Here is a 25,181-nt window from a genome sequence, read left to right on the forward strand (position 1 = left end):
TTTGAAGATAATTGATTTACTCTTGGGACGAACTGCTTACTATCTTCATTAAATTTCTGATTTTTATCTTCTTGAATAATAAATTTTTCATATTTTTCAAGTTTTTCCGGAGTGTTTTTAGGATCTTGTTTTAAGATTTCTATAGCTTTATCTTTTACAGCCTGTGCATATTGCTCTTTAGGTATAGAATTTCCACTTACGCTATTAATGCTTCTTTAGTTGCTCTTATAGGATCAGCAAAGATTTCTTCTTCATCCTCTATACCCATAAATGATAATTCATCAAAAGGCCCCCCTTTATTTAGAGGAAGTACAAAACCTTTAAGTGCTGCCTCGGCCCTTGCGACATCAAACTTTAACTTATCTGCTGCACTAGGTATTAGTTTTGGATCGTGCCTCCGTATTGCAGTTTAGAGTAAATAGTCTATAATCCTCAAACAGTAATAAGAGAGAATTATAGTTAAGGAGTTATGGCAAAAATAGATGTTAGGTGTAGATATTGTAACAACACAGAAGAAGTAATAAAGTCAGGATATTCAATTTCAAAACAACAGAGATATCAATGCAAGCGGTGTAATCGATATTTTTAATTGGAGTATATTAATAATGCATCTAAGCCTGGAGTTAAGGAGCAAATAGTAGAAATGTCAATCAACGGCTCTGGAGTTAGAGATACAGTAAGAGTATTAAAAGTGGGTATCAATACAGTTATCCGTGTTTTAAAAAAATCTAGTATTAAAAAACAATAAATCATTCTATCAGTACAACAGAAGTAATTATTGCTCCTGAGATAGATGAACAATGGTCTTATGTACAGAATAAATCCAGACAACGATGGCTTTGGTATGCCTTGGATAAGATTTCGTTAAAAGTAGTTGCTTATACGTTTGGTACAAGATGTGATAGCACATTAGAATCATTACTGAAAAAACTAGAGAATTTCAAGGTGACTTTTTACTATACAGATGGATGGGGGAGTTATGCTAGGTTATTAGACCCTAAAAAGCATATTATCAGTAAAAAATACACTCAACGGATAGTATAGAAGTCAAGATTTAATCTTACAGACATTATAAAAATTATATCTGAATGTCTGATAAGTTATGACTGTCAGATGAGTATTCAAGATATAAGATTTCGTTATTCTTTTCAACAGCTAACTTTTTACTATCCATAAAAGTCTGCATAGGTGTTTTTCCATAGCAATATTTACCGGAATGCGGTCTTTCATTATTATAATATTCTAGCCAAATATCAAGATCTAGTTGTAGATCATCAAGATCAGTATAGATCTTTTTACGCATAGCAGTATCAAAGAATTCTTGTTTCATAGTTTTATTAAAACGTTCACACATACCATTTGTTTGAGGAGAATATGCTTTAGTAGTAGTATGCTCAATACCCTCAATGCTTAAGAACAATTCAAAAGCATGATGTTCTATATTACCTTTATACTCACCACCTCTATCAGTTAAAATACGAAGTACTGGTATTTGCTGACTCTCATACCATGGTAACACTCTATCATTAAGCATGTCAGCAGCGGTAAGTGCTGTTTTATCAGTATATAGTTTAGCCTCTGCAACCCGAGTGTAACTATCAATAAACACTTGAGAATATACCTTGCCTATGCCTTTAAAATTACCTACATAATATGTGTCTTGGCATCCTAGATAACCTGGATGCTGTGTATCAATCTCACCATGAGCTTCTTTCTCGCTACGCCGTTTCTCTAATACTTGTAACTGAGCTTCGGTAAGAACAATACCATCCTGAGCCATTTTGGCTTCTAATGCTTTAAGTCTTTTATTGATATTATTTAAATCATTACGTAGCCAAATAGATCTAACTCCTCCAGGTGATACAAGAATACCAGTCTTTTTAAGCTCATTTGATACTCGCAGCTGACCATAAGCGGGGTATTCTATTGCCATATCTAATACTGCTCTCTCTACGGCAGGATCAACTCTATTCGCTATAATTGGCTTCTTCCGACTAATCTCATATAATGCTTCTTCTCCTCCTGTTTCATATAACTCTTTAAACCTATAATAACTGTCTCTACTGTAACCCATAGCTTTACATGCTGACGATATACTACCAAGACTCCTAGCTAATTCTAGTAATCCTATTTTTGGCTTTATTATTTTTTGATTTAGATTCATCTCTAATCCTCCATTTAATATTATCTTAATTTTACTAAATGTAAGATTAAATCTCAACTATTACAGCTAATTTTTGTATATCTTTATTTTCTACGACTTCACTAATAATTTTACTGGCAAGTACTTCAAGCGTACTAGTGATATATTCTTCAGATTGTAAATATTGTTGAATAGGGTCTAGAGTAACAATATTTTTATTCAAAGTATCTAATCTACTATCTACGTTTTTTATATCAACTATTTTACCTTTTACTGCCGCCGGTATCTCAGTTACTTCATCGTTTTTTTAATTTTTTCAATAGTATCATTTATATTAGTTATAATCTCTGCCATATAATACTCATTATTAAGTTATTTGATATAATGTAACCAAGTTATCAAACTTCTTAAAAATTCGCAACTATATTATCATATAAATCATTATTTACTATGCCCTGACTGTTGCCCACTCTCTTTACTTTTATTAAGTTTATCAACATGAGATATAGGGGTTGATATAGAAGACTTATAGCTTTGGGATATTGTTTTATTTTGCTCCTTACCTTGCTCTTTTTTTGCTGTTACGATATTGATTTCTTTATTTGGTGCTTGTTTTTCTCGTTGCAGTTCTTCCGATAAATTTTTCATATCTATATATAAACTATTACTTTTTTCAAAGTTAGCGACTGCTTTATCTATATTTTTTGAGCATAATCCGTACCGGTAAAAACTGCTACTATTCTTTGCCATAGCTTAGGTTTGGCTACCCTTTGTAATTCTAATGCTATACCTTCTCCTTTTCCGTGTACAGTTAAATATCCAAGTTCTAGCTCTGATAGTACTTTTTTAGTACCGTTAACAAGTGCAGGATTATTGCTCTCAAGTAATGGGGCAAAATTTTTGATAATTTCTCTACCTTGCTCTGTCATTTTTTCAGGAGGTAGTTTACTTATTGCCGGTAGTAATGAATTTATTATTTCACTTTCATTTACTCCTGCTCCTTGAATTATATCTATTCCTTGCTTTATGTTTTTATTTGTTTCAATATTTTTTTCAAGAAACTTGCATAATTTATCTATTGTACTTTTAAAAGCATTTTGAACCTCAACCTGGTCCGAAGTTAATGTAGTTTGTTGTAAATCTATATTCTTATGAGCTTTCTTAATTAATTTTTCAGCCTCTGATATTGTTTCTTCAGAAATTTCAACTGTTTCTTTTGTTACTTCATCATAAAAAGGTTTATCTAATTTTTCTTTAACTCTTTTTAAGAGTTCTTCTCCATATTTTTTACGAGGTATTTGTTCATCATCTACACTCATTTCTATTAAAGCACTTTCAACAGCGTTTTTATAAGCTTTTGCTTGTACTTTAACAGTTATATGATCTGCTACTCCATCAAATGATATTGGAAAGTCTTTAATTATAACTTCATTTTTAGCTACTAATTTTTCATATATATCTTTTTCTTTAGGCAATAAATTTATAGTATATTTTTATTTTCTTTCAATAAATCAGCTAATTTTTGTATTTCAGTATCATTAAGATATTGATTTGCTACTTCAGGAGAGTACAAAGTTATAGCTGCTCCTACAGCTTGTAAATGTAGGTCTTGCCTTTTGATTAGAGAAGGCTCTTTTAAAGCCAGCGTTACTTTTTCCTCTAGTTTTCTTATTATCCCTGCTGCACTATCAACTTGATATTCAAAAGCAGTTTTAAGTTTCTCTTGTGGTCTATCAGGTATTAGCTCCTCGGCCATATCATTTCCTCTATTAATTATTATTAATTAAATTAGATAATAATTAGTTAAAGAATGTAAACCAATTTAAAATTTATAAATGAAAATTAATTAAACTTATAAAAAGAATTGTATTTTTTCATAGAAGAGGTCCTAATCGTAATTTCATCAGGGATTTCGGTTATGAACCTTGAAGGGTAAGAGCGGACTATTTCATAAAATATTTTTCTGCTTTCGGCGTGGGTAATGTAGAGATCTTTTTTGGCTCTCGTAATACCGACATAAGCAATGCGGCGTTCTTCTTCTAAGCCTTTTTCGCCGTCTTCGTCTAGGGATCTTTGAGATGGAAATACCCCCTCTTCCCAGCCCGGTAAAAACACCACGTCAAACTCAAGCCCTTTAGCTGCGTGCAGGGTCATTATAGTAACAGAACCACCGTAATTAGTTTCAAGCACTTCATTTTCCATAACTAAACTTGAATGTTCGATAAAATCATGAACATCGTTAAATTCGGCAATAGCTCTAAGCATTTCGTTAACATTTTCGATTCTACCGAATGCTTCTTCGGTTTTTTCTTCTTGAAGCATTTTAAGATAACCGGAATCATCAAGTATTGCTTTAACCACGTTTATTGGAGCATCTATACTAAATCTTTCGTGCCAATTATCTATTTTAGTCACCAAATCTTTTAGAGTTTCATATGGTTTTGCTTTAATCTCGCCCATTTCCAACATTTCTTTAATGGCTGCGAAATTAGAAATATTTCGCTCAAGTGCATAGACTCTAATTTTATTTAAGCTAGCTGCACCTATTGCCCTTTTCGGCACATTTATAATACGCTCAAGTGCTAGATTGTCATTTTGATTCAAAGATATACGGATATAAGCAAGCACGTCTCTTATTTCCATACGTTCATAGAACCTCAAACCTCCTATAATTTTATAAGGTATAGCACTATTTATAAACGCTTCCTCAAAACTTCTTGTTTGAAATCCGGCTCGTACTAATATTGCAATATTGCCGGCATTATATCGGTCTTCTCTCACTAATTTATCTATTTCGCCGGCTATATATCTTGCTTCTTCTTTATCACTCCAACAAGAGATAATTTTTATCTTTTCACCGCTTTCCCTATCCGTCCATAACGTTTTACTGTGACGGTTTTTATTATTATTAATAACATTGGAAGCAGCAGCAAGTATCGGCAAAGTTGATCTATAATTCTGCTCTAACTTAATAATCGTTGCACCTGCAAAATCTTTTTCAAAGCGTAATATATTACCGACTTCCGCTCCTCGCCAACCATAGATAGATTGATCATCATCCCCTACACAGCAAATATTTTTATATAAACTTGCGAGCATTCTTGCCCATAAATACTGGACAACGTTAGTGTCTTGATATTCATCGATTAAAATATAACGATATTTTTCCTGGTAATATCTTAATATTTCAGGATTTTTAATAAAAAGCTCATTATTATAAAGTAGCAAATCTCCAAAATCTAAAACATTAGAAATAAGTAAATTTTTCTGATATTCTTCGTATACAAGTTTTGCCACCCTCTGCAACGGTAAATTAGTATCTGATGCTGATAGTGTACTTGGTAATAATCCTTGATCTTTCCATCTCGAAATTATGATATGTATTAATTTAGGAGCATATTTTTTAGTATCGATATCTTTTAGTTTTACTATATCTTTAACTAGTTTTAATTGATCATCATGACTAATAATAGTAAATCTATTATTTAAACCAAGATTTAAATGCTCAATTTGGTCACGTAATATCCTAGCTGCCATTGAGTGGAAAGTGCCTATATTAAGACCGTAGCAATTAATGAGACCGTTAACTCTTTCAGTCATTTCTTTAGCAGCTTTATTAGTAAAAGTAACGGCTAGAATATTTTGAGGTGAGGCTAAATTTTGGTGAACAATATTAGCTATTCGTGAGGTAAGTACCTTTGTTTTACCTGTTCCGGCACCTGCAAGCAATAAAAGCGGTCCTTCAGTATGAAGAACTGCTTTTTGCTGTTGTGGATTTAATGTATGTATGAAATCTTGATTATTTAACATTATTATACAATTTGCATATTGTTAGACCGTAGTTGTCATTCCCGCGTGGCATTGTTACATAGATACCAAAACCGTCATTCCTGCAAGACCTTGTTGCGTAGATATAAAAAAAGTAGCTGCGAACTAAGAAAAGTAGTAAATCGACAAAAAACTTAACCACAAGTGTGTATGTCAAAGCTACAAAAAGTTTGCAACTGGAAAGAATATAACAGAAGTTTAAAGAAAAGAGGAACAATAATTTTCACATTTTGTGAAGAATATTTAAAAGAGTTATATTATGGAGGGGAACAGAGGCAAGGAGGAGCGAGAAGATATAATAGCAAGATGTATGAATATTTGCTAACAATTAAGCTGTTATTAAGATTGCCATGGCGAGCAACAAGCGGATTTGCAGAAGGAATGTTTAGCAAAATATTTGCGGGTAAGGATTTAAGAATACCGGATTATGCCCATGCATCAAGAATCGCTAGTAAGCTAAAGTTACGAGTAAAAAATATTGGAGTACAAGAGAAAGGTTCAGGGAAAGAGATAGTATTTGATAGTACCGGAGTAAATGTATATAGCACCAGTGGGTGGCATCAAAGGAAATACGGTAAGGATGGATTATAACGGTAAGGATGGATTATATCGTAAGAGAGAACAGTGGAAGAAGATACATGTAGCAGTCGATTTAGATAGTATGGAAGTACTATCTGTAGCCTATACGGATAGTAACACAAACGACTGTGAAGTTGTTGGTGATATGAGCAAAGAGATAACAGGCAAAGCTAAAACCGTTATAGCAGATGGAGCTTATGATACGCAGGAGTTTAGAAAGATAATATATGATTGGGGAGCACAAGATTTAATGCCCCCAGCACGAACATCTAAGTCACAAGATGAATTAAAGAATAAAAGCAAGGTAGAGAAAGAACATTTAGCTTACAGAGATAAAGTAATAAAAGGAATTAGAGAATATAAAAATTTTGATGAAGGTTTAAAAGCATGGAAAATTAATAGCGGCTATCATCAAAGGTTAAGGGTTGAATCGTTTATGTTTAGGTTGAAGCGAACGTTTGGCTTTAACTTACAACAAAAAACAGAGAAAGGAAGAAAAAACGAAGTAATTACTAAGATAAATATATTAAATGAAATGTAGAAGTCAAGATTTAATCTTACAGACATTATAAAAATTATATCTGAATGTCTGATAAGTTATGACTGTCAGATGAGTATTCAAGATATAAGATTTCGTTATTCTTTTCAACAGCTAACTTTTTACTATCCATAAAAGTCTGCATAGGTGTTTTTCCATAGCTGTAGAAGTCAAGATTTAATCTTACAGACATTATAAAAATTATATCTGAATGTCTGATAAGTTATGACTGTCAGATGAGTATTCAAGATATAAGATTTCGTTATTCTTTTCAACAGCTAACTTTTTACTATCCATAAAAGTCTGCATAGGTGTTTTTCCATAGCAATATTTACCGGAATGCGGTCTTTCATTATTATAATATTCTAGCCAAATATCAAGATCTAGTTGTAGATCATCAAGATCAGTATAGATCTTTTTACGCATAGCAGTATCAAAGAATTCTTGTTTCATAGTTTTATTAAAACGTTCACACATACCATTTGTTTGAGGAGAATATGCTTTAGTAGTAGTATGCTCAATACCCTCAATGCTTAAGAACAATTCAAAAGCATGATGTTCTATATTACCTTTATACTCACCACCTCTATCAGTTAAAATACGAAGTACTGGTATTTGCTGACTCTCATACCATGGTAACACTCTATCATTAAGCATGTCAGCAGCGGTAAGTGCTGTTTTATCAGTATATAGTTTAGCCTCTGCAACCCGAGTGTAACTATCAATAAACACTTGAGAATATACCTTGCCTATGCCTTTAAAATTACCTACATAATATGTGTCTTGGCATCCTAGATAACCTGGATGCTGTGTATCAATCTCACCATGAGCTTCTTTCTCGCTACGCCGTTTCTCTAATACTTGTAACTGAGCTTCGGTAAGAACAATACCATCCTGAGCCATTTTGGCTTCTAATGCTTTAAGTCTTTTATTGATATTATTTAAATCATTACGTAGCCAAATAGATCTAACTCCTCCAGGTGATACAAGAATACCAGTCTTTTTAAGCTCATTTGATACTCGCAGCTGACCATAAGCGGGGTATTCTATTGCCATATCTAATACTGCTCTCTCTACGGCAGGATCAACTCTATTCGCTATAATTGGCTTCTTCCGACTAATCTCATATAATGCTTCTTCTCCTCCTGTTTCATATAACTCTTTAAACCTATAATAACTGTCTCTACTGTAACCCATAGCTTTATATGCTGACGATATACTACCAAGACTCCTAGCTAATTCTAGTAATCCTATTTTTGGCTTTATTATTTTTTGATTTAGATTCATCTCTAATCCTCCATTTAATATTATCTTAATTTTACTAAATGTAAGATTAAATCTCAACTATTACAGCCAAGACACATATTATGTAGGTAATTTTAAAGGCATAGGCAAGGTATATTCTCAAGTGTTTATTGATAGTTACACTCGGGTTGCAGAGGCTAAACTATATACTGATAAAACAGCACTTACCGCTGCTGACATGCTTAATGATAGAGTGTTACCATGGTATGAGAGTCAGCAAATACCAGTACTTCGTATTTTAACTGATAGAGGTGGTGAGTATAAAGGTAATATAGAACATCATGCTTTTGAATTGTTCTTAAGCATTGAGGGTATTGAGCATACTACTACTAAAGCATATTCTCCTCAAACAAATGGTATGTGTGAACGTTTTAATAAAACTATGAAACAAGAATTCTTTGATACTGCTATGCGTAAAAAGATCTATACTGATCTTGATGATCTACAACTAGATCTTGATATTTGGCTAGAATATTATAATAATGAAAGACCGCATTCCGGTAAATATTGCTATGGAAAAACACCTATGCAGACTTTTATGGATAGTAAAAAGTTAGCTGTTGAAAAGAATAACGAAATCTTATATCTTGAATACTCATCTGACAGTTATAACTTATCAGACATTCAGATATAATTTTTATAATGTCTGTAAGATTAAATCTTGACTTCTACAAGTGTGTTTGTTTGCAGAGAATCAGCAGTCGGAACATACGTACCAAAAGCTAAAGGAGTAGCAGTAACTATACAAGACGGTAAAACCGTTGCACTAACAAGGAAAAAAGCATTAGCAGACGAGGTGAGGCTATTTCCTGTACTTATAGTTAAGATAATAAAACCGATAATATTTCGTAGAATTTTAAAGTTATTATTCATATTTTTTAATAAAAATAATTAATGTTCATTATTAATCTTTGACAAATTTTAACGATTTTAGAAGGTGAGTTTAAGAAATAGTTATATTTAAATATGAATTTATGATATTTTTCCTACAGAATATATTTACAAATAAATTAAAAATGTAATTGACTATTCTATTTGAGTATTATAACATGATAATACTTTTACTTTCTGGTATATAAAATGACTACTAAAATAGCAATAAGTCAATTTAAATCTCATTGTCTTGAGATAATAGAAAAATTACAAACCGATAAAGAATCCATTATAATTACTAAAAGAGATAGGGAAGTAGCACAAATATTGCCTATCAATACTAAAAAGACCTCAATATTCGGTATGTTAAAAAATAAAGCTGAGATAAAAGCAGATATATTAGATTCAATAGAAGAAAAATGGAATGCAGAACATTAATAGTGGCTTAGTACTAGACACCAATGTTTTATTGTGGTCAATATTACAACCTGAAGAATTATCAGAACAAATCGGTCGTGCCTCCGTATTGCAGTTTAGAGTAAATAGTCTATAATCCTCAAACAGTAATAAGAGAGAATTATAGTTAAGGAGTTATGGCAAAAATAGATGTTAAGTGTAGATATTGTAACAACACAGAAGAAGTAATAAAGTCAGGATATTCAATTTCAAAACAACAGAGATATCAATGCAAGCGGTGTAATCGATATTTTTAATTGGAGTATATTAATAATGCATCTAAGCCTGGAGTTAAGGAGCAAATAGTAGAAATGTCAATCAACGGCTCTGGAGTTAGAGATACAGTAAGAGTATTAAAAGTGGGTATCAATACAGTTATCCGTGTTTTAAAAAAATCTAGTATTAAAAAACAATAAATCATTCTATCAGTACAACAGAAGTAATTATTGCTCCTGAGATAGATGAACAATGGTCTTATGTACAGAATAAATCCAGACAACGATGGCTTTGGTATGCCTTGGATAAGATTTCGTTAAAAGTAGTTGCTTATACGTTTGGTACAAGATGTGATAGCACATTAGAATCATTACTGAAAAAACTAGAGAATTTCAAGGTGACTTTTTACTATACAGATGGATGGGGGAGTTATGCTAGGTTATTAGACCCTAAAAAGTATATTATCAGTAAAAAATACACTCAACGGATAGAACGAAGTAACTTGAACCTTAGAACGAGATGCAAGAGGCTTGCACGTAAGACAATCTGCTTTTCCAGGTCATTGGATATTCATGATAAGGTTATTGGTACTCTTATTGAACGTATAGCTTTTTAATAGGCATAACTGCAATATGGGGGCATGACCAACAAATAAAACACAAAATCAATTTGGCTCAAGAAAATTCGAAATTATTTCTTAGTTCTATTTCATTATGGGAAATAGCTATGCTTAACTTTAAAAAGCGTATTAATGTTTACGAACCTATAAAAGATTTTCTGAATTCTATAACAAATATCAACGGGTTATCTATTAAAGATATTTCTCCGGAGGTCGCTGCTGAGAGCGTTTCTCTTATGGATGATTTTCATGGTGATCCGGCTGACAGAATTATTGTAGCAACAGCAAAATGCCTTGGAGCTACCCTACTTACTAGAGATCAAAAAATTCTTAGTTGGGCTAAGTTAGGACATATTAAATCAATATCTATTTGATTATTTCCTCAATATCTAATAAAATCCTTTTTAAAATTCAGGATATTATATATGACACATACTACGGATGTTGTAATAATAGGTGCAGGTCCCGTAGGACTATTTACGATTTTTCAGGCCGGAATGCTTGGGATGAAGTGCCACATTATCGATGCTCAAGAAATCATAGGAGGTCAGTGTATTACTCTATACCCTGAAAAGCCTATTTACGATATACCGGCTTATCCTAAAATTGCAGCAGAAGAGCTAATAAAACAGTTAGAGCTTCAAGCAACTCCTTTTAAGCCTGTATATCACTTAAATCAGCAAGCTATAGAGCTAAATAAACAAGATGATTTTTTTGAAATTAAAACCTCAAAAAATACTCTTATTAAAAGCAAAGTTATTATTATTGCAGCAGGAGCAGGTTCATTCGGTCCAAATAAACCGCCCCTTGCAAATATTGAAGATTTTGAAGGCAAATCGGTTTTTTATTTCATTAATGATAAAAGCAAATTTGCAGGTAAAAATATAGTTATAGCAGGCGGCGGGGATTCGGCTGTTGACTGGGCTATTTCTCTTTCGGAAATTGCAAATAAAATATATTTAGTACATAGACGGGATAAATTTACAGCAGCTCCTGAAAGCGTAAGGCAATTAAGGCATATTGCAGAAACCGGTAAAATCGAGTTAGTAATCGGTTATCAGCTAAATGCTTTAGAGGGTAATAACGATGAACTTCAAGAAGTTATAGTTAGAGATCTACAAAATAACACTCGCAAATTAGATGCAAATATATTACTACCGTTTTTTGGTTTAAAACAAGATTTAGGTAGCTTAGCAAATTGGGGTTTAAATGTTAAGCTTCACCATATTGAAGTAGATCACTCCTATTATCAAACTAATATAGAAGGTATTTACGCCATTGGAGATATTGCTCATTATACAGGTAAGCTTAAGCTGATTCTTACGGGCTTTGCTGAAGCTGCAAGCAGCCTCCATCACGCTTATAGTAGAGTATTTGACGGCAAGGCTCTACATTTTGAGTATTCCACTACTAAATATGGGGAAAGGAAGTAAGATAAAAATCATAGTACTCGATGTCATTCCCGCGTAGGCGGAAATCCAGTAGTTAAAAAGCATACATATGCTAAATTTTAAAAATTAAAGCGGAGGTTATCTCGCTTTATGCTGGATTCCTGTTTTCGTAGGAATGACATCGAGAGCTTTGTGAAAAACTGTCCTATACTATAATTATGGATAAAAATATAGTGAATAATATAATTGACGGTAAAGCGTTAGCAAATGAGATACTAGCAGATTTAAAGCTAGAAATTCAAGAACTTAAAAGTCAAACCAACGCTTCACCAAAGCTTGCTATAGTACTAGTAGGCGATAATCCAGCAAGCATTATTTATGTAAAAAACAAAATAAAAAATGCTCATAAAATAGGAATTGATACTTTATTAGTAAATCTATCTACTACTATTCATACTGATGATTTAATAGCGAAAATCAACGAGTTAAATCTTGATAACGAGATTTCAGGAATTATAGTTCAGCTTCCTTTGCCAAGCTCCATAGATAAAAATAAAATTTTATCAGCAGTATCACCCTATAAAGATATAGATGGTTTTCATCCTTTAAATGTCGGTTACTTACATAGCGGGATTATAGTCAAATCAGTTGGATTTAATTACAAGGAGCAAGGGACGAAGCCTATAGATAATAGGAGAGCGACGAGTGACGATGGAAGTGAATTCAAATCATTTGACTATAGTCAAGGCTTTGTACCCTGCACTGCCCTTGGATGCCTTGCAGTTATAAAAAAATATGAACCGAATTTAAGCGGTAAAAACGCCGTAATTGTCGGACGATCAAATATAGTAGGTAAACCTCTAAGTGCCTTACTATTGCAAGAAGATTGCAGCGTTACTATTTGTCATTCCAAATCGCAAAATCTAAGCTCCATCACTTCTAAAGCTGATATAGTTGTTGCGGCAATAGGCTCACCTTTAAAATTCACTGCCGAATATTTTAATCCTGAATCTATAGTAATTGATGTAGGAATTAATAGAATTAGCGGCAATAAGATTATCGGTGATGTTGATTTTGAAAATGTGAAGTCTAAAGTAAAATATATTACTCCCGCCCCCGGTGGCATTGGACCTATGACTATTGCTTTTTTACTTAAAAATACGGTTAAGGCGTTTAAGAATTCTTATAGTACAGTATGTCATTCCTGCCTTTAGCGACTTTGTTGCATGGTTCTTATGTCATTCCTGCGAAAGCAGGAATCCAAAAAAAAGTATAAATACGGCAAGTTTTTAAAATTAAAAGCTCGATTTATCTTGCTTTATGCTGGATTCCCGCCGTTGCTGGAATGACACTAAATCTTATAAACATTTGCAAGTTCTACATAATTTCTTGCGTTATCTTGCATATATTCTAAATCTTGATCAGTTAAATATCTAACAAATTTTGCAGGGATACCCATCCATAATTCTTTAGATTTAATTATCTTCTTTGGTGTGACAAGACTTCCTGCAGCAATAAAAGCATATTCTTCTATTACTGCATAATCCATTATCGTAGTACTCATGCCGATAAAAGCATTATTATGTATGGTACAGGCATGAATAAGAGAGATGTAATAGTTGAGATTTAATCTTACATTTAGTAAAATTAAGATAATATTAAATGGAGGATTAGAGATGAATCTAAATCAAAAAATAATAAAGCCAAAAATAGGATTACTAGAATTAGCTAGGAGTCTTGGTAGTATATCGTCAGCATATAAAGCTATGGGTTACAGTAGAGACAGTTATTATAGGTTTAAAGAGTTATATGAAACAGGAGGAGAAGAAGCATTATATGAGATTAGTCGGAAGAAGCCAATTATAGCGAATAGAGTTGATCCTGCCGTAGAGAGAGCAGTATTAGATATGGCAGTAGAATACCCCGCTTATGGTCAGCTGCGAGTATCAAATGAGCTTAAAAAGACTGGTATTCTTGTATCACCTGGAGGAGTTAGATCTATTTGGCTACGTAATGATTTAAATAATATCAATAAAAGACTTAAAGCATTAGAAGCCAAAATGGCTCAGGATGGTATTGTTCTTACCGAAGCTCAGTTACAAGTATTAGAGAAACGGCGTAGCGAGAAAGAAGCTCATGGTGAGATTGATACACAGCATCCAGGTTATCTAGGATGCCAAGACACATATTATGTAGGTAATTTTAAAGGCATAGGCAAGGTATATTCTCAAGTGTTTATTGATAGTTACACTCGGGTTGCAGAGGCTAAACTATATACTGATAAAACAGCACTTACCGCTGCTGACATGCTTAATGATAGAGTGTTACCATGGTATGAGAGTCAGCAAATACCAGTACTTCGTATTTTAACTGATAGAGGTGGTGAGTATAAAGGTAATATAGAACATCATGCTTTTGAATTGTTCTTAAGCATTGAGGGTATTGAGCATACTACTACTAAAGCATATTCTCCTCAAACAAATGGTATGTGTGAACGTTTTAATAAAACTATGAAACAAGAATTCTTTGATACTGCTATGCGTAAAAAGATCTATACTGATCTTGATGATCTACAACTAGATCTTGATATTTGGCTAGAATATTATAATAATGAAAGACCGCATTCCGGTAAATATTGCTATGGAAAAACACCTATGCAGACTTTTATGGATAGTAAAAAGTTAGCTGTTGAAAAGAATAACGAAATCTTATATCTTGAATACTCATCTGACAGTCATAACTTATCAGACATTCAGATATAATTTTTATAATGTCTGTAAGATTAAATCTTGACTTCTACATACAAAAATTAGCTCTCGCAACTTAACTCTCTACTCTCTATTGCGATTAAAAATGGGAGGATTACCATATTACCTTGTTAAATTGGAGCTTAAGTAGAAGTTAACAGAAATTAAATCTACAATTTAAATTTAGTAATATTTTTGCTAAAAGAAAAGTTCGGCAGTGGAAAAAGAGATTATTTTTTTGGAAGGTAGTTGCAATATTATTCTGCCGGTACTATCTATATCTTTAAAACGACCGGTTACTATATCATTTTGATATTTAACGCTAATATTTTCATGTAACTTATAAGCATGTTTTAACCAGCTTTCTCTAATAAAAGAAAAGCTGTTATTATGCCAAATTTGATAATATTTTTCAAAATTCTCTATTAATTTTTCAAGTAAAGCTTGCGGTTCTATAGGCGGTAGATTTTCGCTTATTAAGCTAGTAGTAGGCTGGTCGATATTATCAGGGTGATAGGTGATATTAATACCGATACCGATAATAAGGTAATAATTCTTTTCTACTTTAACGGATTCAAGAAGTATACCGGCAATTTTCCGACCGTTCACGAGAACATCGTTAGGCCATTTTAGTTGTATAATGTCATCCTCACCTCTTATGTCATTCCTGCGTAGGCGGGAATCCATTTCTTTTAAAAATTTTTCTGGATTCCCGCTTTCGCGGGAATGACATAAGAGGTGAGGATGACATAGAGAACTATAGGAGTGACATAAAGAGGCTATACTCTCATAAACGGCAAGTGCTGTAACAAAAGATAATTGCGGTAATAATTCTAGCTCTTTATCAGGCTTTATTAGTAAACTTGCATGTAAGTTACCTACCCTAGACTGCCAGTTTTTACCGCTTCTACCACGTCCTTTAGTTTGAGATTTGGCAAGTATTGCATAGTTTGAATCAACCTTATTACTCTTAGCAATTCTTATAGCCTCAGAGTTCGTACTGTCTAGTTCATCAAAAACAATTAGTTTAAATTTACCTATATTCATTTTTTAGTAGTTATCATTACAAGAAAGGTTTGCTTGCATAGATACCAAAACCGTCATTGCGAGGAGACCTTGTTGCGTAGATATAAAAAAAGTAGCTGCGAACTAAGAAAAGTAGTAAATTGACAAAAAACTTAACCACAAGTGTGTATGTCAAAGCTACAAAAAGTTTGCAACTGGAAAGAATATAACAGAAGTTTAAAGAAAAGAGGAACAATAATTTTCACATTTTGTGAAGAATATTTAAAAGAGTTATATTATGGAGGGGAACAGAGGCAAGGAGGAGCGAGAAGATATAATAGCAAGATGTATGAATATTTGCTAACAATTAAGCTGTTATTAAGATTGCCATGGCGAGCAACGGTCGTGCCTCCGTATTGCAGTTTAGAGTAAATAGTCTATAATCCTCAAACAGTAATAAGAGAGAATTATAGTTAAGGAGTTATGGCAAAAATAGATGTTAAGTGTAGATATTGTAACAACACAGAAGAAGTAATAAAGTCAGGATATTCAATTTCAAAACAACAGAGATATCAATGCAAGCGGTGTAATCGATATTTTCAATTGGAGTATATTAATAATGCATCTAAGCCTGGAGTTAAGGAGCAAATAGTAGAAATGTCAATCAACGGCTCTGGAGTTAGAGATACAGTAAGAGTATTAAAAGTGGGTATCAATACAGTTATCCGTGTTTTAAAAAAATCTAGTATTAAAAAACAATAAATCATTCTATCAGTACAACAGAAGTAATTATTGCTCCTGAGATAGATGAACAATGGTCTTATGTACAGAATAAATCCAGACAACGATGGCTTTGGTATGCCTTGGATAAGATTTCGTTAAAAGTAGTTGCTTATACGTTTGGTACAAGATGTGATAGCACATTAGAATCATTACTGAAAAAACTAGAGAATTTCAAGGTGACTTTTTACTATACAGATGGATGGGGGAGTTATGCTAGGTTATTAGACCCTAAAAAGTATATTATCAGTAAAAAATACACTCAACGGATAGAACGAAGTAACTTGAACCTTAGAACGAGATGCAAGAGGCTTGCACGTAAGACAATCTGCTTTTCCAGGTCATTGGATATTCATGATAAGGTTATTGGTACTCTTATTGAACGTATAGCTTTTTAATAGGCGTAACTGCAATATGGAGGCATGACCAGAGAATGGTAGGAAATATCGTTTATTTAATGTGATTGATGACTTTAATAGAGAGAGCCTTGGTACTGAGACTGATTTTTTATTGTCAGCAGGAAGAGTTATCAGGTCACTAGATCAAATTATAGAATGGCGAGGTAAGCCAAAATCTATACGTTGTGATAATGGACCTGAATATATCAGTAAATTATTGAGCAAGTGGGCAAAAGAAAAGAATATCAAGTTATTATTCATTCAGCCAGGCATGCCTCAGCAAAATGCATATATTGAAAGATATAATAGAACTGTAAGATATGATTGGTTAAATCAGTATTTATTTGTTAATATACAAGAAGCACAGGATCTTGCAACTCAATGGCTTTGGTCTTATAATAACGAAAGACCTAATATTGCTATTGGCGGTATAACACCAATACAAAAATTAGCTCTCGCAACTTAACTCTCTACTCTCTATTGCGATTAAAAATGGGAGGATTACCATGATAATACATTTAAACAATCATTCTAAAAAAATAATTCTAAATATCTTTTTAGCCTTACTGCTTGGATATTTTGTTTTTCATTGCATATATGGTAACAAAGGGATTATTGCGTATTTAAAAGTAAATAGGCAGCTTGAAAAAGCTTATGATGAACTAAAAGGCTTACGCGCAGAAAGAGTAGAACTTGAACATAACGTCAAATTACTCCGAACGGAATCGTTAAATAAGGATATGTTAGAAGAACAAGCAAAGAAAGTTTTAGGAGTAGCAGATCCTAAAGAACAGGTGTTTACAATAAAAGATAAACCTAATCAAAGGTAAACAACGTCATTGCGAGGAAGGCTTGCTTGCGTAGACCTATTTATCCGTCATTGCGAGGAAAAATTGAAAATTTTGTACGTCCGCAATCTCAGAATGTTTGACAAGATTGCCATGTCGGGACTATGTCCCTCCTCGCAAGGCGTTGTTGCGTGGAGATTAAAAAAAGTCAATATAGCGCTTAGAGTATAAAAATAATTAAATTGTAATAGTTGAGATTTAATCTTACATTTAGTAAAATTAAGATAATATTAAATGGAGGATTAGAGATGAATCTAAATCAAAAAATAATAAAGCCAAAAATAGGATTACTAGAATTAGCTAGGAGTCTTGGTAGTATATCGTCAGCATGTAAAGCTATGGGTTACAGTAGAGACAGTTATTATAGGTTTAAAGAGTTATATGAAACAGGAGGAGAAGAAGCATTATATGAGATTAGTCGGAAGAAGCCAATTATAGCGAATAGAGTTGATCCTGCCGTAGAGAGAGCAGTATTAGATATGGCAATAGAATACCCCGCTTATGGTCAGCTGCGAGTATCAAATGAGCTTAAAAAGACTGGTATTCTTGTATCACCTGGAGGAGTTAGATCTATTTGGCTACGTAATGATTTAAATAATATCAATAAAAGACTTAAAGCATTAGAAGCCAAAATGGCTCAGGATGGTATTGTTCTTACCGAAGCTCAGTTACAAGTATTAGAGAAACGGCGTAGCGAGAAAGAAGCTCATGGTGAGATTGATACACAGCATCCAGGTTATCTAGGATGCCAAGACACATATTATGTAGGTAATTTTAAAGGCATAGGCAAGGTATATTCTCAAGTGTTTATTGATAGTTACACTCGGGTTGCAGAGGCTAAACTATATACTGATAAAACAGCACTTACCGCTGCTGACATGCTTAATGATAGAGTGTTACCATGGTATGAGAGTCAGCAAATACCAGTACTTCGTATTTTAACTGATAGAGGTGGTGAGTATAAAGGTAATATAGAACATCATGCTTTTGAATTGTTCTTAAGCATTGAGGGTATTGAGCATACTACTACTAAAGCATATTCTCCTCAAACAAATGGTATGTGTGAACGTTTTAATAAAACTATGAAACAAGAATTCTTTGATACTGCTATGCGTAAAAAGATCTATACTGATCTTGATGATCTACAACTAGATCTTGATATTTGGCTAGAATATTATAATAATGAAAGACCGCATTCCGGTAAATATTGCTATGGAAAAACACCTATGCAGACTTTTATGGATAGTAAAAAGTTAGCTGTTGAAAAGAATAACGAAATCTTATATCTTGAATACTCATCTGACAGTCATAACTTATCAGACATTCAGATATAATTTTTATAATGTCTGTAAGATTAAATCTTGACTTCTACACGTTATAATCCATCCTTACCGTATTTCCTTTGATGCCACCCACTGGTGCTATATACATTTACTCCGGTACTATCAAATACTATCTCTTTCCCTGAACCTTTCTCTTGTACTCCAATATTTTTTACTCGTAACTTTAGCTTACTAGCGATTCTTGATGCATGGGCATAATCCGGTATTCTTAAATCCTTACCCGCAAATATTTTGCTAAACATTCCTTCTGCAAATCCGCTTGTTGCTCGCCATGGCAATCTTAATAACAGCTTAATTGTTAGCAAATATTCATACATCTTGCTATTATATCTTCTCGCTCCTCCTTGCCTCTGTTCCCCTCCATAATATAACTCTTTTAAATATTCTTCACAAAATGTGAAAATTATTGTTCCTCTTTTCTTTAAACTTCTGTTATATTCTTTCCAGTTGCAAACTTTTTGTAGCTTTGACATACACACTTGTGGTTAAGTTTTTTGTCGATTTACTACTTTTCTTAGTTCGCAGCTACTTTTTTTATATCTACGCAACAAGGTCTTGCAGGAATGACGGTTTTGTGGGTAATGCTTTCTCGCTAATAGCGGAAAACCGAGCCATGCAACATCCCAATAATTATAGGCTAACTATATATCAGTGACAAAGAAAGAAATAATTATATTATGCGGGCCGACTGCTAGCGGAAAGTCTTATTTAGGGCATGAACTGGCTAAAGCTTATAATGGCGAAATTATTAATATCGACTCAATGCAGGTTTATAAAGAAATCCCTATTATTACCGCCTCCCCTCCGAAAAGCTATATAGCTGAAGTTACTTACCATTTATATAATTTTCTATCAATTACGGAAGATTTCTCAGTAATAAAATATCTAAAACTTGTAACAGAAAAAATAAAAGAAATAACCGCTCGAGGTAAGCTACCTATATTAATAGGAGGAACGGGATTATATATCAATTCCTTAGTTTTTGGCTATAATAATATCCCCGATATATCAGAAGATTTACGAAAACAAGCAAGAAACTTACATGCTGAAATAGGCAATATAGAACTATGGAATAAATTAGAGGAACTTGACTCGCTTGCTGCTTCTAAAATAAACCAACATGATACTCAGCGTTTAATTAGAGCTTATGAAGTATTTATGCAAACCGGTAAATCTATTTTTTCCTTTCAAACTTTACCAAAAGAACAGATCTTATCTGATTTTAATTTCAAAATTATCTTCTTAAATCCTGAGCGAAAATTTGTGTATAAGACATGCGATGAGCGTTTAGATAAGATATTTAAAGAAGGAGCAATTGATGAAATAGCTTTAATAAAAAAGCAATTTACTCCTAAAGATTATGCGAATTTAAAAGCTGTAGGGATAAAAGAAATTTTGGCTTATTTAGACGGTAATCTTACTTTAGATGAGGCTTTAAATGCAGCTCAAATACGAACCCGCCATTATGCTAAAAGACAAGTTACTTGGTTTAAAAATCAGATACAAGATAAAACCACATTAGAATATTCTAACCAAGAAGAGTTTGCGCAAATATTAAATGTCATTCCAGCGTGGCATTGACGTTGTTGCAGGAATGACATCGAGGGTTTTTCAAATTCAGCGAGTATAGCCTATCTATTTATTTGTAATAGTTGAGATTTAATCTTACATTTAGTAAAATTAAGATAATATTAAATGGAGGATTAGAGATGAATCTAAATCAAAAAATAATAAAGCCAAAAATAGGATTACTAGAATTAGCTAGGAGTCTTGGTAGTATATCGTCAGCATATAAAGCTATGGGTTACAGTAGAGACAGTTATTATAGGTTTAAAGAGTTATATGAAACAGGAGGAGAAGAAGCATTATATGAGATTAGTCGGAAGAAGCCAATTATAGCGAATAGAGTTGATCCTGCCGTAGAGAGAGCAGTATTAGATATGGCAATAGAATACCCCGCTTATGGTCAGCTGCGAGTATCAAATGAGCTTAAAAAGACTGGTATTCTTGTATCACCTGGAGGAGTTAGATCTATTTGGCTACGTAATGATTTAAATAATATCAATAAAAGACTTAAAGCATTAGAAGCCAAAATGGCTCAGGATGGTATTGTTCTTACCGAAGCTCAGTTACAAGTATTAGAGAAACGGCGTAGCGAGAAAGAAGCTCATGGTGAGATTGATACACAGCATCTGTAGAAGTCAAGATTTAATCTTACAGACATTATAAAAATTATATCTGAATGTCTGATAAGTTATGACTGTCAGATGAGTATTCAAGATATAAGATTTCGTTATTCTTTTCAACAGCTAACTTTTTACTATCCATAAAAGTCTGCATAGGTGTTTTTCCATAGCAATATTTACCGGAATGCGGTCTTTCATTATTATAATATTCTAGCCAAATATCAAGATCTAGTTGTAGATCATCAAGATCAGTATAGATCTTTTTACGCATAGCAGTATCAAAGAATTCTTGTTTCATAGTTTTATTAAAACGTTCACACATACCATTTGTTTGAGGAGAATATGCTTTAGTAGTAGTATGCTCAATACCCTCAATGCTTAAGAACAATTCAAAAGCATGATGTTCTATATTACCTTTATACTCACCACCTCTATCAGTTAAAATACGAAGTACTGGTATTTGCTGACTCTCATACCATGGTAACACTCTATCATTAAGCATGTCAGCAGCGGTAAGTGCTGTTTTATCAGTATATAGTTTAGCCTCTGCAACCCGAGTGTAACTATCAATAAACACTTGAGAATATACCTTGCCTATGCCTTTAAAATTACCTACATAATATGTGTCTTGGCATCCTAGATAACCTGGATGCTGTGTATCAATCTCACCATGAGCTTCTTTCTCGCTACGCCGTTTCTCTAATACTTGTAACTGAGCTTCGGTAAGAACAATACCATCCTGAGCCATTTTGGCTTCTAATGCTTTAAGTCTTTTATTGATATTATTTAAATCATTACGTAGCCAAATAGATCTAACTCCTCCAGGTGATACAAGAATACCAGTCTTTTTAAGCTCATTTGATACTCGCAGCTGACCATAAGCGGGGTATTCTACTGCCATATCTAATACTGCTCTCTCTACGGCAGGATCAACTCTATTCGCTATAATTGGCTTCTTCCGACTAATCTCATATAATGCTTCTTCTCCTCCTGTTTCATATAACTCTTTAAACCTATAATAACTGTCTCTACTGTAACCCATAGCTTTATATGCTGACGATATACTACCAAGACTCCTAGCTAATTCTAGTAATCCTATTTTTGGCTTTATTATTTTTTGATTTAGATTCATCTCTAATCCTCCATTTAATATTATCTTAATTTTACTAAATGTAAGATTAAATCTCAACTATTACATCTTAATTTCTATTTTGTCCATTTATTAAATCCAATCTGTGTAATCTTGATTTTCCCATTCCTCTTCTAATTTTTTTTGTTCCCTAGATAACAAAGATTGCCGTTTAACATCTTCTGCTTTTAATTGTTTAATACGTTCCTGTCCCTCGACAAATAAACGTACAGCTTCATTAATTAAATCGTTTGGACGACAATGTAATTCTGCAGCCATCAATGTAATTTTTTCACTTAAATTGGTTTCTAAGTATATACTAGTTGGAGTGTTTTTTGTCATTTTATACCTGCACAACAATATTGATAATATAGATTATAACATATTATATTATAATCTACACTATACTTGTATTTCACTACAGTCAAATTTTGAAGTTCATCGAGTTTGTGGTTTTACTATGTTAACTAGCCCTACTAATAATACCGATTTAATTATACCCGGTATAATGAAAAAGAGTACTCCGCTATGAAATGCTTCTTTTAATCCTAAAAATTTGGATAACCATAACCAGCCTAAACTCATAATAATTATATTACCGATCAAACATAAAGATATCTGATTTAACAATTTATTAGAAATAAAAATTTTATCTTTTAAGCTAGCCATAATATATACGGCAACTATGAAACCCGCTAGATATCCTGCGGTAGGACCGAATAATATTCGTAACCCGCTCGAAAACTCTCCAAACACAGGGATTCCCATTGCTCCAAGAGTTATGTAAGAGAGTATAGTTAAAGGTGCTGTAGTCTTATTATATGTAAGTCCGATGAACATCACTGCAACGGTTTGCAATGAAATAAATATAGGCTTCATAGGTATTAATATTTGTGAACAAATAGTAAGTAATGCCACTCCTAAAACTATTTCTATTGCTTGCCTTTTGGTTAACGGTAGCGAGACTGAATTAAGTTGCATAAAATTACCTCATAATTTATTTTTAAGTAATTACACTAAATAGAATTATATAATGTTCTTGTCAATAATATAAAAATGAAAATAAAAATTTATAATGATTTAGGAGTTTCAAAAGAAAGTATTAAGCATTGCGTGCATAACTTAAAACTTTATGCTCCAAAGTATGAGGTAGATTATATTACTGCACAAGACATTATAGGCGGAAAGTGGGTTCAAAACACCTTATTACTTATTTTACTCGGTGGAAGAGATTTATACTATGTACACAAATTGCAAGGCAAAGGAAATAATAATATAAAAAATTATTTAAAAAATGGCGGTAATTTTCTTGGAATATGTGCCGGTAGTTATTATAGCGGCAATTATTTAGAATTTGCTAAAGGAACAAATATAGAAGTTATAGGTGAAAGAGAATTAAAGATTTTCAATGGAACGGTTAGAGGACCATTGCTTGCTCCTTACTACTATAATTCAAATAAAGGAGCAAGAGCCGCTTACCTAAAAATAAATCCAACACTTAATTTAAATATTAAGGATAGTTATGCTTTTTATAATGGTGGTGGATATTTTGTTGATGCAGAAAATACTAAAGATACTGAAAATTGTAGAAGTCAAGATTTAATCTTACAGACATTATAAAAATTATATCTGAATGTCTGATAAGTTATGACTGTCAGATGAGTATTCAAGATATAAGATTTCGTTATTCTTTTCAACAGCTAACTTTTTACTATCCATAAAAGTCTGCATAGGTGTTTTTCCATAGCAATATTTACCGGAATGCGGTCTTTCATTATTATAATATTCTAGCCAAATATCAAGATCTAGTTGTAGATCATCAAGATCAGTATAGATCTTTTTACGCATAGCAGTATCAAAGAATTCTTGTTTCATAGTTTTATTAAAACGTTCACACATACCATTTGTTTGAGGAGAATATGCTTTAGTAGTAGTATGCTCAATACCCTCAATGCTTAAGAACAATTCAAAAGCATGATGTTCTATATTACCTTTATACTCACCACCTCTATCAGTTAAAATACGAAGTACTGGTATTTGCTGACTCTCATACCATGGTAACACTCTATCATTAAGCATGTCAGCAGCGGTAAGTGCTGTTTTATCAGTATATAGTTTAGCCTCTGCAACCCGAGTGTAACTATCAATAAACACTTGAGAATATACCTTGCCTATGCCTTTAAAATTACCTACATAATATGTGTCTTGGCATCCTAGATAACCTGGATGCTGTGTATCAATCTCACCATGAGCTTCTTTCTCGCTACGCCGTTTCTCTAATACTTGTAACTGAGCTTCGGTAAGAACAATACCATCCTGAGCCATTTTGGCTTCTAATGCTTTAAGTCTTTTATTGATATTATTTAAATCATTACGTAGCCAAATAGATCTAACTCCTCCAGGTGATACAAGAATACCAGTCTTTTTAAGCTCATTTGATACTCGCAGCTGACCATAAGCGGGGTATTCTATTGCCATATCTAATACTGCTCTCTCTACGGCAGGATCAACTCTATTCGCTATAATTGGCTTCTTCCGACTAATCTCATATAATGCTTCTTCTCCTCCTGTTTCATATAACTCTTTAAACCTATAATAACTGTCTCTACTGTAACCCATAGCTTTATATGCTGACGATATACTACCAAGACTCCTAGCTAATTCTAGTAATCCTATTTTTGGCTTTATTATTTTTTGATTTAGATTCATCTCTAATCCTCCATTTAATATTATCTTAATTTTACTAAATGTAAGATTAAATCTCAACTATTACACTGAAATAATAGCAAGTTATGAA

The 25,181-nt window shown here is 32.9% G+C and carries 28 protein-coding genes and 9 pseudogenes; 20 read left to right on the plus strand and 17 right to left on the minus strand.

Annotation, left to right across the window (positions count from 1 at the left end):
* Positions 1-5: 5 nt before the first annotated feature.
* A pseudogene (locus AC0ODJ_RS05850) lies at positions 6-391 on the minus strand (hypothetical protein); the annotation flags it as partial.
* A 78-nt stretch (positions 392-469) separates the two neighbouring features.
* Here AC0ODJ_RS05850 and AC0ODJ_RS05855 point away from each other — a divergent pair.
* The 3 genes from AC0ODJ_RS05855 to AC0ODJ_RS05865 are packed head-to-tail and all read left to right on the plus strand — an operon-like array spanning position 470 to position 1,044.
* A complete protein-coding gene (locus tag AC0ODJ_RS05855; protein WP_474465354.1) occupies positions 470-589 on the plus strand; it encodes an IS1 family transposase in 120 nt (39 codons plus the stop codon).
* Positions 590-748: an IS1-like element transposase gene (locus AC0ODJ_RS05860; protein ID WP_474464717.1), complete on the plus strand. Its 159-nt coding sequence runs from the start codon at positions 590-592 to the stop codon at positions 746-748.
* A 26-nt stretch (positions 749-774) separates the two neighbouring features.
* Positions 775-1,044, plus strand: a complete 270-nt coding sequence (locus AC0ODJ_RS05865) for an IS1 family transposase (RefSeq protein ID WP_474465799.1) — start codon at positions 775-777, stop codon at positions 1,042-1,044.
* Positions 1,045-1,078: 34 nt separating this feature from the next.
* On the opposite strand, the gene AC0ODJ_RS05870 is transcribed toward AC0ODJ_RS05865, so the two are convergent.
* The 6 genes and pseudogenes from AC0ODJ_RS05870 to pcrA all read right to left on the minus strand — a co-directional run bounded on the left by AC0ODJ_RS05870 (position 1,079) and on the right by pcrA (position 5,953).
* Positions 1,079-2,164, minus strand: a complete 1,086-nt coding sequence (locus AC0ODJ_RS05870; protein ID WP_127896995.1) for an IS481 family transposase — start codon at positions 2,162-2,164, stop codon at positions 1,079-1,081.
* A 67-nt stretch (positions 2,165-2,231) separates the two neighbouring features.
* Positions 2,232-2,497, minus strand: a pseudogene (locus tag AC0ODJ_RS05875) (hypothetical protein); the annotation flags it as partial.
* Between the two features lie 87 nt (positions 2,498-2,584).
* Positions 2,585-2,893 (minus strand): hypothetical protein, encoded by a 309-nt coding sequence (locus AC0ODJ_RS05880; protein WP_256621275.1) that lies wholly within the window; start codon positions 2,891-2,893, stop codon positions 2,585-2,587.
* Complete coding sequence (locus tag AC0ODJ_RS05885; protein ID WP_256621276.1) at positions 2,839-3,618, minus strand: hypothetical protein; 780 nt, start codon at positions 3,616-3,618, stop codon at positions 2,839-2,841. Before AC0ODJ_RS05885 ends, AC0ODJ_RS05880 begins: the two co-directional genes overlap by 55 nt.
* Before the next feature lie 5 nt (positions 3,619-3,623).
* Positions 3,624-3,899 (minus strand): hypothetical protein, encoded by a 276-nt coding sequence (locus tag AC0ODJ_RS05890; protein ID WP_256621278.1) that lies wholly within the window; start codon positions 3,897-3,899, stop codon positions 3,624-3,626.
* A gap of 86 nt (positions 3,900-3,985) precedes the next feature.
* Positions 3,986-5,953, minus strand: coding sequence for a DNA helicase PcrA (gene pcrA / locus AC0ODJ_RS05895; RefSeq protein ID WP_474465362.1), 1,968 nt, complete (start codon positions 5,951-5,953; stop codon positions 3,986-3,988).
* Positions 5,954-6,121: 168 nt separating this feature from the next.
* Here pcrA and AC0ODJ_RS05900 point away from each other — a divergent pair, with 168 nt between their 5' ends.
* On the plus strand, positions 6,122-6,562 hold the full coding sequence (locus AC0ODJ_RS05900) for a transposase (protein ID WP_121843865.1): 441 nt from the start codon (positions 6,122-6,124) through the stop codon (positions 6,560-6,562).
* Positions 6,552-7,091, plus strand: coding sequence for a transposase (locus tag AC0ODJ_RS05905; protein ID WP_474465168.1), 540 nt, complete (start codon positions 6,552-6,554; stop codon positions 7,089-7,091). Before AC0ODJ_RS05900 ends, AC0ODJ_RS05905 begins: the two co-directional genes overlap by 11 nt.
* 34 nt (positions 7,092-7,125) lie before the next feature.
* Here AC0ODJ_RS05905 and AC0ODJ_RS05910 read toward each other — a convergent pair whose 3' ends face one another.
* Positions 7,126-7,281, minus strand: coding sequence for a hypothetical protein (locus tag AC0ODJ_RS05910; protein ID WP_474465165.1), 156 nt, complete (start codon positions 7,279-7,281; stop codon positions 7,126-7,128).
* A gap of 8 nt (positions 7,282-7,289) precedes the next feature.
* The gene (locus AC0ODJ_RS05915) at positions 7,290-8,375 is read right to left on the minus strand and encodes an IS481 family transposase (protein ID WP_121834048.1); all 1,086 of its coding nucleotides are present in this window, start codon (positions 8,373-8,375) and stop codon (positions 7,290-7,292) included.
* A 67-nt stretch (positions 8,376-8,442) separates the two neighbouring features.
* Between AC0ODJ_RS05915 and AC0ODJ_RS05920 the strand changes: the two are divergent.
* Positions 8,443-9,027: pseudogene (locus AC0ODJ_RS05920) on the plus strand (integrase core domain-containing protein); the annotation flags it as partial.
* A gap of 38 nt (positions 9,028-9,065) precedes the next feature.
* Here the strand turns inward: AC0ODJ_RS05920 and AC0ODJ_RS05925 are convergent.
* Positions 9,066-9,266, minus strand: a pseudogene (locus AC0ODJ_RS05925) (Csu type fimbrial protein); the annotation flags it as partial.
* Between the two features lie 207 nt (positions 9,267-9,473).
* On the opposite strand from AC0ODJ_RS05925, the gene AC0ODJ_RS05930 reads away from it, so the two are divergent.
* The 5 genes and pseudogenes from AC0ODJ_RS05930 (at position 9,474) to AC0ODJ_RS05950 (ending at position 13,162) form a co-directional block, all read left to right on the plus strand.
* A complete protein-coding gene (locus AC0ODJ_RS05930; protein WP_011271032.1) occupies positions 9,474-9,704 on the plus strand; it encodes a type II toxin-antitoxin system Phd/YefM family antitoxin in 231 nt (76 codons plus the stop codon).
* Between the two features lie 155 nt (positions 9,705-9,859).
* Positions 9,860-10,554 (plus strand): annotated as a pseudogene (locus AC0ODJ_RS05935) (IS1 family transposase).
* A 53-nt stretch (positions 10,555-10,607) separates the two neighbouring features.
* Positions 10,608-10,931 carry a type II toxin-antitoxin system VapC family toxin gene (locus AC0ODJ_RS05940; protein ID WP_474465364.1) on the plus strand — a complete coding sequence of 108 codons (324 nt, stop codon included), beginning with the start codon at positions 10,608-10,610 and terminating at the stop codon, positions 10,929-10,931.
* Between the two features lie 51 nt (positions 10,932-10,982).
* Positions 10,983-11,990, plus strand: coding sequence for an NAD(P)/FAD-dependent oxidoreductase (locus tag AC0ODJ_RS05945; protein WP_218459887.1), 1,008 nt, complete (start codon positions 10,983-10,985; stop codon positions 11,988-11,990).
* A gap of 191 nt (positions 11,991-12,181) precedes the next feature.
* Positions 12,182-13,162 carry a tetrahydrofolate dehydrogenase/cyclohydrolase catalytic domain-containing protein gene (locus tag AC0ODJ_RS05950; protein ID WP_218459891.1) on the plus strand — a complete coding sequence of 327 codons (981 nt, stop codon included), beginning with the start codon at positions 12,182-12,184 and terminating at the stop codon, positions 13,160-13,162.
* Positions 13,163-13,299: 137 nt separating this feature from the next.
* On the opposite strand, the pseudogene AC0ODJ_RS05955 reads toward AC0ODJ_RS05950, so the two are convergent.
* Positions 13,300-13,563, minus strand: a pseudogene (locus AC0ODJ_RS05955) (LbetaH domain-containing protein); the annotation flags it as partial.
* Between the two features lie 61 nt (positions 13,564-13,624).
* On the opposite strand from AC0ODJ_RS05955, the gene AC0ODJ_RS05960 reads away from it, so the two are divergent.
* The gene (locus AC0ODJ_RS05960; RefSeq protein WP_474465674.1) at positions 13,625-14,710 is read left to right on the plus strand and encodes an IS481 family transposase; all 1,086 of its coding nucleotides are present in this window, start codon (positions 13,625-13,627) and stop codon (positions 14,708-14,710) included.
* 183 nt (positions 14,711-14,893) lie between these two features.
* Here the strand turns inward: AC0ODJ_RS05960 and AC0ODJ_RS05965 are convergent, their stop codons facing one another.
* Positions 14,894-15,742, minus strand: a complete 849-nt coding sequence (locus tag AC0ODJ_RS05965) for a biotin--[acetyl-CoA-carboxylase] ligase (RefSeq protein WP_474465367.1) — start codon at positions 15,740-15,742, stop codon at positions 14,894-14,896.
* Positions 15,743-15,889: 147 nt separating this feature from the next.
* On the opposite strand from AC0ODJ_RS05965, the gene AC0ODJ_RS05970 reads away from it, so the two are divergent.
* From AC0ODJ_RS05970 to AC0ODJ_RS05990, 5 genes and pseudogenes are all read left to right on the plus strand, one after another.
* Positions 15,890-16,132: a hypothetical protein gene (locus tag AC0ODJ_RS05970; protein WP_474465369.1), complete on the plus strand. Its 243-nt coding sequence runs from the start codon at positions 15,890-15,892 to the stop codon at positions 16,130-16,132.
* Positions 16,133-16,183: 51 nt separating this feature from the next.
* Positions 16,184-16,878 (plus strand): IS1 family transposase gene (locus AC0ODJ_RS05975; RefSeq protein ID WP_474465121.1). Its coding sequence is split into 2 segments (ribosomal slippage): positions 16,184-16,457 and positions 16,457-16,878, totalling 696 coding nucleotides; the frame shifts between segments, so codons are not numbered across the junction.
* A 34-nt stretch (positions 16,879-16,912) separates the two neighbouring features.
* Positions 16,913-17,344: pseudogene (locus AC0ODJ_RS05980) on the plus strand (integrase core domain-containing protein); the annotation flags it as partial.
* Between the two features lie 40 nt (positions 17,345-17,384).
* Positions 17,385-17,708 carry an FtsB family cell division protein gene (locus AC0ODJ_RS05985; protein WP_218460064.1) on the plus strand — a complete coding sequence of 108 codons (324 nt, stop codon included), beginning with the start codon at positions 17,385-17,387 and terminating at the stop codon, positions 17,706-17,708.
* Positions 17,709-17,974: 266 nt separating this feature from the next.
* A complete protein-coding gene (locus AC0ODJ_RS05990) occupies positions 17,975-19,060 on the plus strand; it encodes an IS481 family transposase (RefSeq protein ID WP_127896995.1) in 1,086 nt (361 codons plus the stop codon).
* 41 nt (positions 19,061-19,101) lie between these two features.
* Here AC0ODJ_RS05990 and AC0ODJ_RS05995 read toward each other — a convergent pair whose 3' ends face one another.
* Positions 19,102-19,542 carry a transposase gene (locus AC0ODJ_RS05995; protein WP_121843865.1) on the minus strand — a complete coding sequence of 147 codons (441 nt, stop codon included), beginning with the start codon at positions 19,540-19,542 and terminating at the stop codon, positions 19,102-19,104.
* Between the two features lie 178 nt (positions 19,543-19,720).
* Here AC0ODJ_RS05995 and miaA point away from each other — a divergent pair, with 178 nt between their 5' ends.
* Both miaA and AC0ODJ_RS06005 read left to right on the plus strand, forming a co-directional pair.
* The gene (gene miaA / locus AC0ODJ_RS06000; RefSeq protein WP_218460321.1) at positions 19,721-20,650 is read left to right on the plus strand and encodes a tRNA (adenosine(37)-N6)-dimethylallyltransferase MiaA; all 930 of its coding nucleotides are present in this window, start codon (positions 19,721-19,723) and stop codon (positions 20,648-20,650) included.
* A gap of 128 nt (positions 20,651-20,778) precedes the next feature.
* Positions 20,779-21,261, plus strand: a pseudogene (locus AC0ODJ_RS06005) (helix-turn-helix domain-containing protein); the annotation flags it as partial.
* 40 nt (positions 21,262-21,301) lie between these two features.
* Here AC0ODJ_RS06005 and AC0ODJ_RS06010 read toward each other — a convergent pair.
* The 3 genes from AC0ODJ_RS06010 to AC0ODJ_RS06020 form a co-directional block, all read right to left on the minus strand.
* On the minus strand, positions 21,302-22,387 hold the full coding sequence (locus AC0ODJ_RS06010) for an IS481 family transposase (RefSeq protein WP_474465674.1): 1,086 nt from the start codon (positions 22,385-22,387) through the stop codon (positions 21,302-21,304).
* A 90-nt stretch (positions 22,388-22,477) separates the two neighbouring features.
* Complete coding sequence (locus tag AC0ODJ_RS06015; protein ID WP_218460474.1) at positions 22,478-22,726, minus strand: hypothetical protein; 249 nt, start codon at positions 22,724-22,726, stop codon at positions 22,478-22,480.
* Between the two features lie 96 nt (positions 22,727-22,822).
* Positions 22,823-23,365 carry a biotin transporter BioY gene (locus tag AC0ODJ_RS06020; protein WP_218460473.1) on the minus strand — a complete coding sequence of 181 codons (543 nt, stop codon included), beginning with the start codon at positions 23,363-23,365 and terminating at the stop codon, positions 22,823-22,825.
* Between the two features lie 75 nt (positions 23,366-23,440).
* Between AC0ODJ_RS06020 and AC0ODJ_RS06025 the strand changes: the two are divergent.
* A pseudogene (locus AC0ODJ_RS06025) lies at positions 23,441-23,965 on the plus strand (BPL-N domain-containing protein); the annotation flags it as partial.
* Between the two features lie 42 nt (positions 23,966-24,007).
* Here AC0ODJ_RS06025 and AC0ODJ_RS06030 read toward each other — a convergent pair.
* Positions 24,008-25,093 (minus strand): IS481 family transposase, encoded by a 1,086-nt coding sequence (locus tag AC0ODJ_RS06030; RefSeq protein WP_121834048.1) that lies wholly within the window; start codon positions 25,091-25,093, stop codon positions 24,008-24,010.
* Between the last annotated feature and the right edge of the window lie 88 nt (positions 25,094-25,181).

This window comes from Rickettsia senegalensis, assembly GCF_056135685.1.

What these genes read in the sequence shown, in the direction of transcription:
- AC0ODJ_RS05960 (WP_474465674.1), top strand. Translation starts at nt 13,625, where the DNA reads ATGAATCTAAATCAAAAAATAATAAAGCCAAAAATAGGATTACTAGAA.
- AC0ODJ_RS05905 (WP_474465168.1), top strand. Translation starts at nt 6,552, where the DNA reads ATGGATTATAACGGTAAGGATGGATTATATCGTAAGAGAGAACAGTGG.
- AC0ODJ_RS05995 (WP_121843865.1), bottom strand. Translation starts at nt 19,542, where the DNA reads ATGTCAAAGCTACAAAAAGTTTGCAACTGGAAAGAATATAACAGAAGT.
- AC0ODJ_RS05915 (WP_121834048.1), bottom strand. Translation starts at nt 8,375, where the DNA reads ATGAATCTAAATCAAAAAATAATAAAGCCAAAAATAGGATTACTAGAA.
- AC0ODJ_RS05880 (WP_256621275.1), bottom strand. Translation starts at nt 2,893, where the DNA reads ATGGCAAAGAATAGTAGCAGTTTTTACCGGTACGGATTATGCTCAAAA.
- AC0ODJ_RS06020 (WP_218460473.1), bottom strand. Translation starts at nt 23,365, where the DNA reads ATGCAACTTAATTCAGTCTCGCTACCGTTAACCAAAAGGCAAGCAATA.
- AC0ODJ_RS05870 (WP_127896995.1), bottom strand. Translation starts at nt 2,164, where the DNA reads ATGAATCTAAATCAAAAAATAATAAAGCCAAAAATAGGATTACTAGAA.
- AC0ODJ_RS05855 (WP_474465354.1), top strand. Translation starts at nt 470, where the DNA reads ATGGCAAAAATAGATGTTAGGTGTAGATATTGTAACAACACAGAAGAA.
- AC0ODJ_RS06015 (WP_218460474.1), bottom strand. Translation starts at nt 22,726, where the DNA reads ATGACAAAAAACACTCCAACTAGTATATACTTAGAAACCAATTTAAGT.
- AC0ODJ_RS05910 (WP_474465165.1), bottom strand. Translation starts at nt 7,281, where the DNA reads ATGTCTGTAAGATTAAATCTTGACTTCTACAGCTATGGAAAAACACCT.
- AC0ODJ_RS05900 (WP_121843865.1), top strand. Translation starts at nt 6,122, where the DNA reads ATGTCAAAGCTACAAAAAGTTTGCAACTGGAAAGAATATAACAGAAGT.
- pcrA (WP_474465362.1), bottom strand. Translation starts at nt 5,953, where the DNA reads ATGTTAAATAATCAAGATTTCATACATACATTAAATCCACAACAGCAA.
- AC0ODJ_RS05985 (WP_218460064.1), top strand. Translation starts at nt 17,385, where the DNA reads ATGATAATACATTTAAACAATCATTCTAAAAAAATAATTCTAAATATC.
- AC0ODJ_RS05970 (WP_474465369.1), top strand. Translation starts at nt 15,890, where the DNA reads ATGTCAAAGCTACAAAAAGTTTGCAACTGGAAAGAATATAACAGAAGT.
- AC0ODJ_RS05965 (WP_474465367.1), bottom strand. Translation starts at nt 15,742, where the DNA reads ATGAATATAGGTAAATTTAAACTAATTGTTTTTGATGAACTAGACAGT.
- AC0ODJ_RS06030 (WP_121834048.1), bottom strand. Translation starts at nt 25,093, where the DNA reads ATGAATCTAAATCAAAAAATAATAAAGCCAAAAATAGGATTACTAGAA.
- AC0ODJ_RS05990 (WP_127896995.1), top strand. Translation starts at nt 17,975, where the DNA reads ATGAATCTAAATCAAAAAATAATAAAGCCAAAAATAGGATTACTAGAA.
- AC0ODJ_RS05930 (WP_011271032.1), top strand. Translation starts at nt 9,474, where the DNA reads ATGACTACTAAAATAGCAATAAGTCAATTTAAATCTCATTGTCTTGAG.
- AC0ODJ_RS06010 (WP_474465674.1), bottom strand. Translation starts at nt 22,387, where the DNA reads ATGAATCTAAATCAAAAAATAATAAAGCCAAAAATAGGATTACTAGAA.
- AC0ODJ_RS05890 (WP_256621278.1), bottom strand. Translation starts at nt 3,899, where the DNA reads ATGGCCGAGGAGCTAATACCTGATAGACCACAAGAGAAACTTAAAACT.
- AC0ODJ_RS05945 (WP_218459887.1), top strand. Translation starts at nt 10,983, where the DNA reads ATGACACATACTACGGATGTTGTAATAATAGGTGCAGGTCCCGTAGGA.